The sequence below is a fragment of the Pseudomonas sp. LP_7_YM genome (genome assembly GCF_004364435.1).
In the GTDB taxonomy this organism is placed as follows: domain Bacteria; phylum Pseudomonadota; class Gammaproteobacteria; order Pseudomonadales; family Pseudomonadaceae; genus Aquipseudomonas.
Window position 1 is genome coordinate 47,327 of record NZ_SOCT01000007.1, and the last position, 13,205, is coordinate 60,531.

The 13,205-nt window shown below is 59.4% G+C and carries 11 protein-coding genes and 1 pseudogene; 9 read left to right on the plus strand and 3 right to left on the minus strand.

Annotated elements, in window-relative coordinates:
* Positions 1 to 75: 75 nt before the first annotated feature.
* Entirely contained in the window at positions 76 to 2,151 is a 2,076-nt protein-coding gene (locus EC915_RS17005) for a PAS domain-containing protein (RefSeq protein ID WP_372237918.1), read from the minus strand.
* 637 nt (positions 2,152 to 2,788) lie between these two features.
* A complete protein-coding gene (locus EC915_RS24870; protein WP_166651013.1) occupies positions 2,789 to 2,944 on the minus strand; it encodes a hypothetical protein in 156 nt (51 codons plus the stop codon).
* Positions 2,945 to 3,160: 216 nt separating this feature from the next.
* On the opposite strand from EC915_RS24870, the pseudogene cheB reads away from it, so the two are divergent.
* From cheB to EC915_RS17050, 9 genes and pseudogenes are all read left to right on the plus strand, one after another.
* Positions 3,161 to 3,965: pseudogene (gene cheB, locus EC915_RS17010) on the plus strand (chemotaxis-specific protein-glutamate methyltransferase CheB); the annotation flags it as partial.
* A gap of 45 nt (positions 3,966 to 4,010) precedes the next feature.
* Complete coding sequence (locus tag EC915_RS17015) at positions 4,011 to 5,015, plus strand: PleD family two-component system response regulator (RefSeq protein WP_133751695.1); 1,005 nt, start codon at positions 4,011 to 4,013, stop codon at positions 5,013 to 5,015.
* Between the two features lie 166 nt (positions 5,016 to 5,181).
* A protein-coding gene (gene prfB, locus EC915_RS17020) for a peptide chain release factor 2 (RefSeq protein WP_133751696.1) occupies positions 5,182 to 6,277 on the plus strand; the annotation gives its coding sequence in 2 pieces (ribosomal slippage) (positions 5,182 to 5,253 and positions 5,255 to 6,277; 1,095 coding nt in all).
* Between the two features lie 115 nt (positions 6,278 to 6,392).
* Positions 6,393 to 7,895, plus strand: coding sequence for a lysine--tRNA ligase (gene lysS / locus EC915_RS17025; protein ID WP_133751697.1), 1,503 nt, complete (start codon positions 6,393 to 6,395; stop codon positions 7,893 to 7,895).
* 239 nt (positions 7,896 to 8,134) lie between these two features.
* Positions 8,135 to 8,857, plus strand: a complete 723-nt coding sequence (locus EC915_RS17030) for a TetR/AcrR family transcriptional regulator (protein ID WP_133751859.1) — start codon at positions 8,135 to 8,137, stop codon at positions 8,855 to 8,857.
* 36 nt (positions 8,858 to 8,893) lie between these two features.
* Positions 8,894 to 9,451 carry a hypothetical protein gene (locus tag EC915_RS17035; RefSeq protein WP_133751698.1) on the plus strand — a complete coding sequence of 186 codons (558 nt, stop codon included), beginning with the start codon at positions 8,894 to 8,896 and terminating at the stop codon, positions 9,449 to 9,451.
* A 26-nt stretch (positions 9,452 to 9,477) separates the two neighbouring features.
* Positions 9,478 to 10,755 (plus strand): flavohemoglobin expression-modulating QEGLA motif protein, encoded by a 1,278-nt coding sequence (locus EC915_RS17040; RefSeq protein ID WP_133751699.1) that lies wholly within the window; start codon positions 9,478 to 9,480, stop codon positions 10,753 to 10,755.
* A 145-nt stretch (positions 10,756 to 10,900) separates the two neighbouring features.
* Entirely contained in the window at positions 10,901 to 11,836 is a 936-nt protein-coding gene (locus EC915_RS17045) for an alpha/beta hydrolase (protein WP_133751700.1), read from the plus strand.
* Positions 11,833 to 12,159: a hypothetical protein gene (locus EC915_RS17050; protein ID WP_133751701.1), complete on the plus strand. Its 327-nt coding sequence runs from the start codon at positions 11,833 to 11,835 to the stop codon at positions 12,157 to 12,159. Before EC915_RS17045 ends, EC915_RS17050 begins: the two co-directional genes overlap by 4 nt.
* A 231-nt stretch (positions 12,160 to 12,390) precedes the next feature.
* On the opposite strand, the gene EC915_RS17055 is transcribed toward EC915_RS17050, so the two are convergent.
* On the minus strand, positions 12,391 to 13,173 hold the full coding sequence (locus tag EC915_RS17055; protein WP_133751702.1) for an OmpA family protein: 783 nt from the start codon (positions 13,171 to 13,173) through the stop codon (positions 12,391 to 12,393).
* Positions 13,174 to 13,205 lie beyond the last annotated feature (32 nt).

Below are 13,205 nucleotides of genomic sequence, written 5' to 3' on the forward strand. Positions count from 1 at the left end.
GCCGATTGGCTGCGGTACTGGCTTGGCTAGTCACAATGGAGTCATGCATTACCATGTGGGAGTGAGCGTGCTGGATTATTCCTCCAGCAACCCCTTTACGCGCTCACTGAGTATCGGTATCGAGAAGGGCTTGGTCAGCACATGCATGCCCGGGTCCAGACGCCCCTTGCCCAGCGCAGCGTTTTGCGCATAGCCCGTGACAAACAGCACTTTGAGCCTTGGGCGCAATGAGCGGGCGGCGTCGGCCAGTTGTCGGCCGTTCATGCCACCGGGCAGCCCGACGTCCGACACCAGCAGGTCGATCGCCTGCCGGGTTTGCAGAATCTCCAGAGCCGCTGCGCCATTATCTGCTTCCAGCACGCGATAGCCATGATCGGCCAGGACCTCAGCCACCAGTGCGCGTACCGCTGGCTCATCGTCCACCACCAGCACCGTTTCGCCCCCAGCAATGTGGGGCGTGGGTTCATGCGGGGTAGCTTGCTGCGGGACCACTGCCAGGACATCGCTTTGAGCCGGAAGGAAGATGCACACTTGCGTACCTTTTCCCGGCTTTGACTGAATGCGCACGCAGCCACCAGACTGTCGCGCAAATCCGTAGATCATCGACAATCCCAGTCCGGTGCCCATGCCGATAGGCTTGGTGGTGAAAAACGGGTCGAACGCCCGCTTGACCACTTCGCTGCTCATGCCACTGCCGTTGTCGCTGACGCATAGCGCCACATAGCGGCCCTCGGGCAGTTCAAGTTCGAGGGTGTCGGCAGCGTCGACGGTTTTGTTACAGGTCTCGATCAGCAACTGCCCGCCGTCGGGCATCGCATCCCGGGCGTTGAGACATAGGTTGAGCAGGGCGTTTTCCAGCTGATGCGAGTCCACCAGCGTTGCCCACAACCCCGGCGTGCCAATCACGTCCATGGCAATGGAGGGGCCGACGGTACCGCGAATCAGTTCGGCCATGCCTTCGACCAGGTGATCGATATCGGTGGGCTTGGGGTCCAGCGTCTGTCTTCGTGAAAATGCCAGCAGTCGATGCGTCAGCGCCGCCGCGCGACGCGAGCCCTCCATCGCTGCATTTATATAGCGCCCGAGATTTTCGGTCTGGCCTTTGTCGACGCGGCTTTTCAGCAGTTCGATATTGCCACTGACCCCCATCAGCAAGTTATTGAAGTCGTGGGCCAGACCACCCGTGAGCTGTCCGACCGCTTCCATCTTCTGCGATTGTCGCAGCGCTTCCTCGGCAGAGCGCAGGGCTTCGGAGCGCTCCTTTTCCACGGTCATGTGTTTACCCAGGGCGAACACCCGCCCGGTATCCGGCGCTGCGGTCCAGCCGATCCAGCGGTAGGTGCCGTCCTTGTGCCGATAGCGATTCTCGAACAGCGGAAGTGCGCCCGTGACCGCCTTCTTCAGCGCGCGTTGGGTCGCTTCGATATCCTCGGGATGCGTCAGGGACAGTATGTGCGTCCCGATCAGTTCGGCTGGCTGGTAACCCAGAATGGTCGACCATGCCGGATTGACGCGTAGAAACCGCCCATTGAAATCCATCATCGCCAGCAGGTCCGGCGAAATATCCCACAGGCAGTTCAACTCGGCGGTCCTGGCAGCCAGTGCCTGCGCTTGGCGCTTTTCCGTGGTGATGTCCCTGGCGCTGCAATACATCTTGCCGCCCTCGGGCACTGCGACCCAGGACAGCCAGCGATAACTGCCATCCCTGTGGCGATAGCGGTTTTCCAGGTTCAGTACTGGATAGTTGCGGGCCAGCGCAGTAAAGGCTTGCTGGCTTTTCTCTACGTCGTCGGGATGAATCAGATCGGTGAATGAAAAGGCGGCCAGATCGTCGTCGGACCAGCCAAGCGCCGAACGCCACGCAGGGTTGGTGGTGACGAAACGCAGCTCGGCGGTCATGATCGAGAGCAGGTCAGGGCTGACCTGCCACGTCAGTCCGCGCTCATGCGAGCGCTCGATGACCTGACGCTCAAGCGAGGCAATCAACTCCAGCCTGCGCTCTTCGCTTGCCCTCAGGGCACGTTGATCGAGCACCCTGCGGGTGGTTTCGTTGGTCACGCAGAGCAGGCCCACGACCTCATTGTGCTCGTCGATCACCGGCGAGAAGGAAAACGACCACCATGTACGTTCCGTCACGCCGTAGCGTGCCATTGTCAGCGGCAGGTCCTCGCATTGGTATGAGTGCCCCTTCAGCGCCATTTCCGCGAAGGGCTGCACCTGATCCCAGACGTCCGACCACAGCTGTTGAAACTGCGCACCCATCGCATGCGTCAGCCGGGGTCCAAGCACGGGGGCATACGCATCGTTGTGGAAAAACAGCCGATCAGGCCCCCAGACCAGGTACATGGATTCGGGGGAATTGAGGATCAGGTTTAAATGAATTTTCAGCGCGACAGGCCAATGCTCGATAGGCCCAAGCGAAGTGGCGCGCCAGTCGATCTCGGCGATGGTACGAGCTGCCTCGCTGTCACCGGCGGGAAAACGGGAATATCGGTTCAACGACACACGCTCCATTATGGGAAATCAGTGTACGCAGCCGGACTGGTTATCCTTACCCTTTACATCCGTCTGAATAGCGGCCGCTCGATGAGATAGCCATCTCATCGGTATGCGAATTCCAAATGCCCTCACAGAGCCGGGCTGCCTCAAAGAGCATTGACCATCGCTAACCGCAGGGGTTGCGTGGTGGCATCAAATTCTACGCAGGGTGTGGCGCAGCAAGCCAGCTTACCGAGCGGTTGATGGATGCGCTTGCAGCCAACGCCGTCATGCTTGCAATCAAGGCTTTTCAGAGACGGTTGCAGCCGCAGGCATCATCCATTCGAATATCAGGCTTTCCAATGGCCGAGACCCTGCGCGGAAAACCAGGCCAGAAGTTCCAGTAGAACGGCATGAAGCGGGCGCTGGTGACGGTGTAAAACGTGGGGACGAAGTGCTCGGTCATGACTGCGGATCCTATAAGGTGGAGCCACCGCAGAACGTCGCCAAACGAGCAGGGTGGCAGCTGTGCATACCGGTTATAGGTACCCGGCAGACCCGAAGGTCTCCCATACACAGCTGCCATAACGAATATGCGGGCAGGTCACTGCCCGCATTCGTAATACGGCTTAGTTCCTATAGCGGGTCGCCAAACCCAGTCGCTGGATGACCAGCGACGGGTGCGGCCACGCCCTGCGCCATTGTGATTGTTACCGTCGACCGCGAACAGAACATGCACCGCGTGTTCAAAGCGATGGGCCACGGCGCCATGGACGTCATCGACACGCCGGCTATCGGCGCTGGCGACCCTAAGGAGGCGGCTGCACCTTTATTGCGCAAGATTCTTAATATAGGCTGGCTTGTTGGTCAGCGTAACAGCCATGTGCGCCCGACCCCGGCGCCGTTTGGAGTGGCCGTGCAGCGTAACGGACGGGTCGCCATCGGAATCGTCCGCAGGCGGCCCGGTCGCTCGGGAGGTATTGCTCAACGAGCTGTCCAAGGATTTTCCGGCCGCTATCGTGCTGGTGCAGCATGTGAATCAGGTTTTCGCTGCCGGCATAGCGCAGTGGTTGAGCAGCTCTTCGGGGCTGCTGGTGCGACTGGCGTGCGAAGGCGAGCCACCACAGAGTGGCGGAGTGTTGCTGGCAGGCACCAATCACCATATCCGTCTGTTGAAAAACGGCACGCTGGCATATACCGCCGAGCCGGTGAATGAGATACACAGGCCCTCTATCGACGTGTTTTTCGAGAGTGTGGCCAGCTATTGGAGCAATGATGCAGTGGGCGTTCTGTTGACCGGTATGGGCCGGGACGGGGCTCAAGGGCTCAAGCTGATGCGTCAGCGGGGGTTCCTGACCATCGCTTAGGATCAGCAAAGCTGCGTCGTATATGGAATGCCGAAGGCGGCAGCCGCCATTGACGCTGCCATTGAGATTCGCCTCTTGAACACTATCGCGCCTCGTTTGAAGGAGGTATTTCCACAATGATTTTCCAGGTGATTTCACAGCCCGCCTGTGATCAGGAGACCCTGAATGCAAGATTTGCAGGTGGACGAAATTAACGCCACGGACGAAAACGCGGCCATGGTGTTGCTGGTCAACGATCAGGCGATGATCGTCGAGGCGGTCCGCCGCGGGCTGGCGAGCCAGGAAAACATTGATTTTCATTTTTGCGCCGATCCGCATCAGGCCATCGCCCAGGCGATCCGGATCAAGCCGACGGTGATTCTGCAGGACCTGGTCATGCCGGGTCTGGACGGCCTGACGCTGGTGCGTGAGTACCGCAGCAATGCGCTGACCCGCGACATTCCGATCATCGTGCTCTCGACCGAGGAGGACCCGCTGGTCAGAAGCGCAGCGTTCGCCGCCGGTGCCAACGATTATCTGGTCAAACTGCCGGATAATATCGAGCTGGTCGCACGCATCCGTTACCACTCGCGTTCCTACATGACGTTGCTGCAGCGTGACGAGGCATATCGTGCACTGCGTGTCAGCCAGCAGCAGTTGCTGGACACCAATCTGGTGCTGCAGCGGCTGATGAACTCCGATGGGCTGACCGGTCTGTCGAACCGTCGCCATTTCGACGAATACCTGGAGCTGGAATGGCGACGGGCGATTCGCGAGCAGACTCAGATGTCGCTAATGATGATCGATGTCGATTACTTCAAGGCGTACAACGACAACTTCGGTCATCTGGACGGTGATGAGGCGCTGCGTCAGGTGGCCAAGGCCATTCGCTCAAGTTGCAGTCGCCCCTCCGACTTGCCTGCGCGCTACGGCGGTGAAGAGTTCGCACTGGTGCTGCCCAACACCTCCCCCGGCGGCGCCCGGCTGCTGGCCGAAAAACTGCGCCAGACCGTGGCCGGCATGAATATTCCACACATCGTTCCCCACGAAGGCTCGAACCTGACGGTCAGCATCGGTCTGGCGACGCTGGTGCCGCAGGTTGGCAGTCACAGTCGCCAGCTGATCCAGAGCGCGGATCAAGGTTTGTACGCGGCCAAGAATAACGGGCGCAATCAGGTGGTGGTGGGGTAAACCCGCCATCCATTGCACTGCGCGGGCAAGCCCACTCCCGCAGGGTGGTGGAATGTTCGGCCCCGTTCCTGCTCAGCCACAACCGCTGCCCAACGGGCTGCCATCCCGACAGCGGCTCAGGTATACTCGCCGGCTTTGTAAATTTCGCCTGCGAGTGCTGCCCACCATGGAAATCAACCCGATCCTAAACAGCATCAAGGACCTGTCCGAGCGCTCCGAAACCATTCGGGGGTATCTTTGACTACGATCACAAAAGTGATCGTCTGACCGAAGTCAACCGCGAGCTCGAAGACCCGGCCGTCTGGAACAACCCGTCATATGCTCAGGAACTGGGCCGTGAGCGTTCATTGCTTGCGCAGATCGTCGACACGCTCGACGAAATGAGTTCCGGTCTGACCGATGCCAAAGACCTGCTGGACATGGCTGTCGAAGAAGAAGACGAAGGCGCTGTCGCCGATGTCGTCACTGAAGTCGACCGCCTGCGCGAGTCGCTGGAAAAGCTCGAATTTCGCCGTATGTTCAGCGGCGAGATGGATGCGAACAACGCCTACCTCGACATTCAGGCCGGTTCGGGTGGCACCGAGGCTCAGGACTGGGCCAATATTCTGCTGCGCATGTACCTGCGCTGGGCCGACAAGCGCGGCTTCGACGCGACCATCATGGAACTGTCCGCCGGTGAAGTCGCCGGTATCAAGGGCGCGACGGTCCACATCAAGGGCGAATACGCCTTTGGCTGGCTGCGCACCGAGATCGGCGTACACCGTTTGGTGCGCAAGAGCCCGTTCGACTCCGGCAACCGCCGTCATACCTCGTTCTCGGCGGTGTTCGTATCGCCTGAGATCGATGACAACATCGAAATCGACATCAACCCGTCAGATCTGCGCATCGACACCTACCGTTCCTCCGGTGCCGGCGGTCAGCACGTCAACACCACCGATTCGGCAGTGCGTATCACCCACGTGCCGACCAATACCGTGGTCAGCTGCCAGAACGAACGCTCCCAGCACGCCAACAAGGACACCGCCATGAAAATGCTGCGGGCCAGGTTGTACGAGCAGGAAGTGCAGAAGCGCAACGCAGCCTCTCAGGCGCTGGAAGACACCAAGTCCGATATCGGCTGGGGTCACCAGATCCGCTCCTACGTACTCGATGCCTCGCGCATCAAGGATCTGCGTACCAGCGTCGAACGCAGCGACTGCGACAAGGTGCTCGACGGCGATCTCGACGAATACCTGATCGCGAGCCTCAAGCAGGGGCTGTAACCGCGACACCACCGTTGCGGGTTGCCGCGTCATATGACGCACGCGACCCGCGATCCCTTGTCGCACACACCGGGCTGGCGAGGGGCAACGAAACCGTGATGGAAAATTCAAAGACATGAGCGACCAACAACTCGACCCGCAAGCCCAGCAACAGGAAGAAAACACCCTGATCGCCCTGCGCAAGGAAAAGCTTGCTGCCGAGCGCGCCAGGGGCAACGCCTTCCCGAACGACTTCCGCCGCGAAAACTACTGCAACGACCTGCAGAAGCAGTATGCGGACAAGACCAAGGAAGAGTTGGCAGAAGCGGCGATTCCGGTCAAGGTTGCAGGTCGCATCATGCTCAACCGTGGCTCGTTCATGGTGATTCAGGACATGACCGGTCGCATCCAGGTCTACGTCAATCGAAAGACGCTCCCGGAAGAAACCCTGGCCTCGGTGAAGACCTGGGACATGGGCGACATCATCGCCGCCGAAGGCACTCTGGCCCGTTCCGGCAAGGGCGACCTGTACGTTGAGATGACCAGCGTGCGTCTGCTGACCAAGTCGCTGCGTCCGTTGCCTGACAAACACCACGGCTTGACCGACACCGAACAGCGCTATCGTCAGCGCTACGTCGACCTGATCGTCAACGAAGACGTACGCGACACATTCCGCGTGCGCTCGCAGGTGATCGCCCACATCCGCAGCTTCCTGATGAAGCGCGACTTCCTTGAAGTCGAGACGCCGATGCTGCAGACCATTCCCGGCGGTGCCGCGGCCAAGCCGTTCGAGACTCACCACAACGCACTCGACCTGCCGATGTTCCTGCGTATCGCGCCTGAGTTGTACCTCAAGCGCCTGGTAGTCGGTGGTTTCGAGAAGGTGTTCGAGATCAACCGCAACTTCCGTAACGAAGGCGTCTCGACGCGTCACAACCCCGAATTCACCATGTTGGAGTTCTACCAGGCTTACGCCGACTACGAAGACAACATGGACCTGACCGAAGAGCTGTTCCGCGAACTGGCTCAACTGGTTCTGGGCAGCACCGACGTGCCGTACGGCGACAAGGTGTTTCACTTCGGTGAGCCGTTCGTGCGTCTGTCGGTGTTCGATTCGATCCTCAAGTACAACCCCGAACTGACTGCCGACGACCTGAATGACATCGACAGGGCGCGTGCCATTGCCAAGAAAGCTGGCGCCAAGGTGCTGGGCTTCGAAGGTCTGGGCAAGCTGCAAGTGATGATTTTCGAAGAGCTGGTCGAGCACAAGCTGGAACAGCCGCACTTCATCACCCAGTACCCGTTCGAAGTGTCGCCGCTGGCACGTCGCAACGACGAAAACCCAAACGTCACCGACCGTTTCGAGCTGTTCATCGGTGGCCGTGAAATCGCCAACGCCTACTCCGAGCTGAACGATGCCGAAGATCAGGCCGAACGCTTCATGGCTCAGGTGGCCGACAAGGACGCCGGCGACGATGAAGCGATGCATTACGATGCCGACTTCGTTCGCGCCCTGGAATACGGCATGCCGCCGACAGCGGGAGAGGGTATCGGTATCGACCGTCTGGTCATGCTGCTGACCAACTCGCCATCGATCCGTGATGTGATCCTGTTCCCGCACATGCGGCCGCAAGCCTAAGCGTTACTGAAAAAGCCGCCTGAGCAAGGGCGGCTTTTTTTTGCCCGTTTGCGAACGCTGAGGCTTCTGTGGGCGCCAATTCATTGGCGAGATGGACGTTCGGTCGTTGCATCTGCATCGACGGACCTGTTTTTTTTGCGAATGAATTCGCTCCCGCGGATCGCTCCTCGATGGGCCGGACATTTTCTTCCGGTTATTTCAAGCACAGACCACAGAAAGGAAAACCTGTCGTGAATCGCATGATCGCTCAAAAGGGGGCCGCCGGCCTCGCCACGGCAGTCGCGCAGAGTGTTCAGTACCAAGGCCGCAAGGCCAGTCGACAGGGCAGTGAGCAGCGTCGCCAGCTCATTCTCGACGCCGCTATGCGCATTCTTATTCGTGACGGTGTGCGAGCGGTGCGTCACCGTGCGGTGGCAGCCGAGGCGCAGGTGCCGTTATCGGCCACCACCTATTACTTCAAGGACATCGACGACCTGCTCACCGACGCCTTCGCGCAATACGTCGAGCGCAGCGCTGCCTACATGGCCAAGCTGTGGACCAACACTGAAAACCTGTTACGGGAGATGGTTGCGCGTAACGACGGCAGCGCCGAGGCACGCGCGCGGCTGGCGGACGAAATCGCAAGCATGACGATGGAGTACGTGCGCCACCAGTTGCTGACCCGCCGCGACCAGTTGATTGCCGAGCATGCTTTTCGCCTGGAAGCATTGATCAACCCGCGTCTGGCGCCTTTGGTCGCCGCGCATCAGGAAATTCTCTTGCAGGGAAGTGCCCAGTTTCTCGAGGTGATGGGCTCCAGCCAGGCGCAACTGGATGCTCAGGTGTTGACGGGGATTATCGGGCGGATGGAATATCAAGGCTTGCTCGAAGGGCCACGTCCCGACGCAGACCGGGAAATGCTCGCTATTCTTACACGTCAGATGCATCTGGTATTGGGCACTGCACGGCCAATGGCTGGTTGAGAACCTTTATTTCTGGAATCACCTTCAGGAGAAACGATGAAAGTCTGGAGCGTATTGCTCGCCCTGTCGTTCGCCTTGTTGAGCGGCTGTCTGGTGACTTTCAAGGATCCGATTCCGACCCGCGACACGGCTCCGTCGAAACTGCTTGGCACCTGGTCCAGCAAGAACGCCTGGGGCGAACCGCTGGAACTGGAAATCAGCCGTGCCGGCGCCAATCAGTACAAGGCAGTCAGCTACCGCAAGGGCGACCGCAAGAACCGTGACGAGTACACATTCACCGTCTCCCGGCATGGCGGCCGTTGGTATGTATCCGCTGCGTTGCCGCAGAAGTACGGTGCCAATTATGCGATCGCCGGTTTCGACCTGATCGACAATGAAAATGCCGCCGACGAGTTGGTGATCTACGACCTGGATCTTGAACGCATGCAACAACTGGTGGAGCAGAAGGCGTTCGCAGGCCAGGCAATCGAAACCGAGAAAGGCGACGGCGTGCTGATCAGTAGCCCCATGGACAAGGTGTTCGTCTATCTGGACGATACCGCCAATTCCGACGTCTTCCTTAAGGCAGCTCAATATCAGCGCATGAGCAAATAGCGCAACGGGTTAATAAGGGGCACCGGGTGGACGAATACCAGCAGACCATTCGCACGTTATCGGACCGTATCGTGCTGGCGCAGACGCCGATTCGCGTGCTCGACGCGGTGAAGTGGGACGACAGCATCCGCAAGACTTTCCTCGCCGCCGAGGGCAAGCAAATGCCCGAAGTCGACCGCGCTTATTACGAGAATCGCCCATTGGGTTTTGACTCAGGGGCGCTGAAGCTCGAATTTCAGAACATCGAACGTGACGTCACCCGGCAACTGGGACAGTTCAACCCGGTCGGTCAGATCATGCGCCGCATGTGCAGGGAATACCGCATGGTCATTCGTATGCTCGAAGCACGCGGTACGCCGGATTTCGGCCTTATCTCTCAGGAACTGTACGGCGCCGCTTCCGACGCGTTTCACGCCGGAGACCCGACGCTGGCCGATCTTGGCCTGATGCTCTCCGATTACCTTGACAACATCGCCGGGCGTGGCGACCTCAAGGATGAGCCCAAGACCCTGGATGCCAAGGACGCGGTGGCCATGCTGCAAAGCCGTTTGAACAGAACGTTCGGCGAGGCGGAAGAGACCATTCGGGTGTTTGAGTCCGACGGTATCGTCGCCGACGCCGCAGCGGGCGCCGATTACATCAAGATTCGCAGCGACGCGATGTTCAACGAGCGTGACGTGCGGGCGCTGGAGTTCCATGAAGGGCTGGTGCATGTGGGCACGACGCTCAACGGGCTGAACCAGCCGATCTGTACCTTTCTAGCGAAAGGCCCGCCATCGTCCACCGTCACCCAGGAAGGGCTGGCGATTCTGATGGAGGTGATCGGGTTCGCTTCCTATCCAAGCCGTCTGCGCAAGCTCACCAACCGTACCCGCGCCATTCACATGGCCGAAGGCGGCGCTGATTTCCTGCAGGTCTTCGAGTTCTATCGCGAGCAGGGCTTTGGCATGCCGGAAAGCTATGGCAATGCCAGTCGCGTTTTCCGTGGCTCGGTGCCCAATGGCCTGCCGTTCACCAAGGACCTGTCCTACCTGAAAGGCTTCATCATGGTTTACAACTACATCCAGTTGGCCGTGAGAAAAGGCAAGCTGGAGCAGGTGCCGCTTCTTTTCTGCGGCAAGACCACGCTGGAAGACATGCGCACCTTGCGTCAGTTGGTGGATGAAGGGCTGGTGGTGCCACCCAAATACCTGCCGGACCAGTTCCGTGACATGAACGCGCTCTCGGCCTGGATGTGTTTCTCCAACTTCCTCAACCATCTGAGCCTGGACCGGATTGAGGCGGACTACTCCAATATTCTCTGATCGCCAGATGGCTTGGCGCAGGCGGCGGGTCAGTCACCTCGGAGTCATCTGACACGCCAGCTCTGCCAGCAAGCAGGCCCCAGCAGGGCATCGCCGATTTACCCGGCAAAGGTGTCTCTCATTTGAACAACGAAGGATTTCGCGTTTGAAGCTGCTCTCCTTACTGGCTCTTCTGTTTTGCCTGACCGGCTGCAGCCAATTGCTGTTCTACCCCGAGCGCGACGTACCGCTGACCCCGGCGGCGGCTCATCTGGCCTGGCGTGAAATCACCCTCACAGCGGCCGATGGCACCCGGCTCAATGCCTGGTGGCTGCCGGCAAAGGAAGGCGTGCCGGTCAAGGGTACCGTGCTGCACCTGCACGGTAACGGCGGCAACATGGCCTGGCACCTGGGCGGCAGCTGGTGGTTGCCTGAGCACGGTTACCAGGTCTTGTTGCTCGACTATCGCGGTTATGGCCGATCCGAAGGCGAGCCCAGCCTGCCTGCGATTTATCAGGACCTTGACGCGGCATTCGACTGGCTGAACAAGGCGCCTGAAGTCCGGGGCAAGCCGTTGGTGGTCCTGGGGCAGAGTATCGGCGGTTCATTGGGCGTGCATTATCTGGCCGAGCATCCCCAGCAACGTTCGCGAGTCAAAGCGCTTGTGCTCGATGGCGTGCCTGCCAGTTATCGCGACATGGCGCGTTATACCCTCGGCACTTCCTGGCTGACCTGGCCATTCAAGCGCCCGCTGTCCTGGGTGATACCCGATGGCGACAGCGCGATTGACAGCATCGCGCAACTCAAGGGGACGCCGATGCTGTTCTTCCATAGCCTGGATGACACTCTGGTCCCGCTGCAGAACGGCATCAGGCTGTATCAAGCCGCGCCGCCGCCGCGCGTGCTGCAACTGGTTCGTGGGCCTCATGTGCAGACATTTGCCGATCCGACCTGGCGCGAAGTCATGCTGCGTTACCTTGATGACCCATTGCATTTCAACGGCCTGCGGCGTCTGGGCGAAATCCCCAATTACCCTGACGCGGATAGGGGCAAGAACAGCGCTGCGCCGTCGCAAAGTGGATCAGCAGAGGCTGAGCAATGAGCGAAGAACGCAATCTCATCCCCCAGATGCTCACCGGCATTGCCTGTGTGTTCGCAACGGTAGGGGTGCTGTGGTATTACGGCTACCTGCATTTCGCCAAGCCTGAGGATGCTCTGGAGCTGAGCCAGTTCACCCTGCTCAAGACCCTGCCCGGCGAGGACTACAAGGTCGCGCTCGAGCCTGCGCCGCAGGTGGCGCAGTGCATTCAGGGGGTGTTGGTGTTGTTCGATACCGAGCGCAAGGGGCTGACCGGGGTTCTGGTCAATGAGCGCAAGCAGGCGGTACGTTGTCTGGGGCAGCAGACCCCACAGCAGCTGCGATAGGCATCCTCGCGCAGCAGGAGTATCAGCTATTCGGATGGCGATATACCTATGGGAGCGAGCCTGAACTGTGTCAGCGAATTCATTCGCGATGCGATAGTACATTCAGCCCATGCCCAGCGCCTGCCCTACCTTTCTAATGAATTCCCTACGCCCTGGTCCCAAACGGCACCCAAAAAAAACCCCGCCTGCTCATGAGCAGGCGGGGTTTGCAACATGTTGCTACAACCGGTTTTAGTGCATCGAAGAGCGTGGGGCGACCGGTTGGTTGTCGTTGGAAATGGTCACTTCCACACGACGGTTCATGGCACGGCCCGAGGCGCTGGTGTTGTCAGCGACCGGATATTCCTTGCCATAACCCTGCGAGACGACGCGATCAGGGCTGACGCCCATCTTCACCAGCGCCATACGCACGGAACCTGCACGACGCTCAGACAACGATTGGTTGTGGCTGTCCGAACCGGTGCTGTCGGTGTAACCCTCGACGATCACCTTGCGATCTGGGTTTTCCTGAAGGAACTTGGCCAGTTTGTTGACGTTGACCAGACCGGACGACTTCAGATCAGCCTTGTTCAGGTCGAACAGCACGTCACCGAATGTTACCAGCGTACCGCGCTCGGTTTGCTTGGCGTTCAGGCTGTTCTGCAGAGCCTTGATCTGTGCGTCGCGAGCGTCCAGACGGGCTTGGGCACGTTGAGCCGCTGCGTTTTTCAGATCGTTTTCAGAGGTCTTCAGGTTAATGGTCTGCTTGGCCAGCTCAACGCGCTGGTTGGTCAGGTAAGCCAGCTGATCGACCTTCTTCTCGTTTTCGTTATCGCGATAGGCAGCGTCAGCCTTGTTCAGCCAGTCGCTGGCGTCCTTGGTTTCCAGAGCGGCGAGCTCATTGGATTTCGGGTTGCTTTGCAGCGCCGAATAGTTGGTACGTGCCTGTTCCAGGTTCACGTTCGGTTTCGAGGCACAGGCAGCCAGACCAACACTCAGGGCCAGCAGGGCAGGGATCAATACTTGTTTACGCATAATAGTTTCGTCCTTTAAATCGATGGCAATGC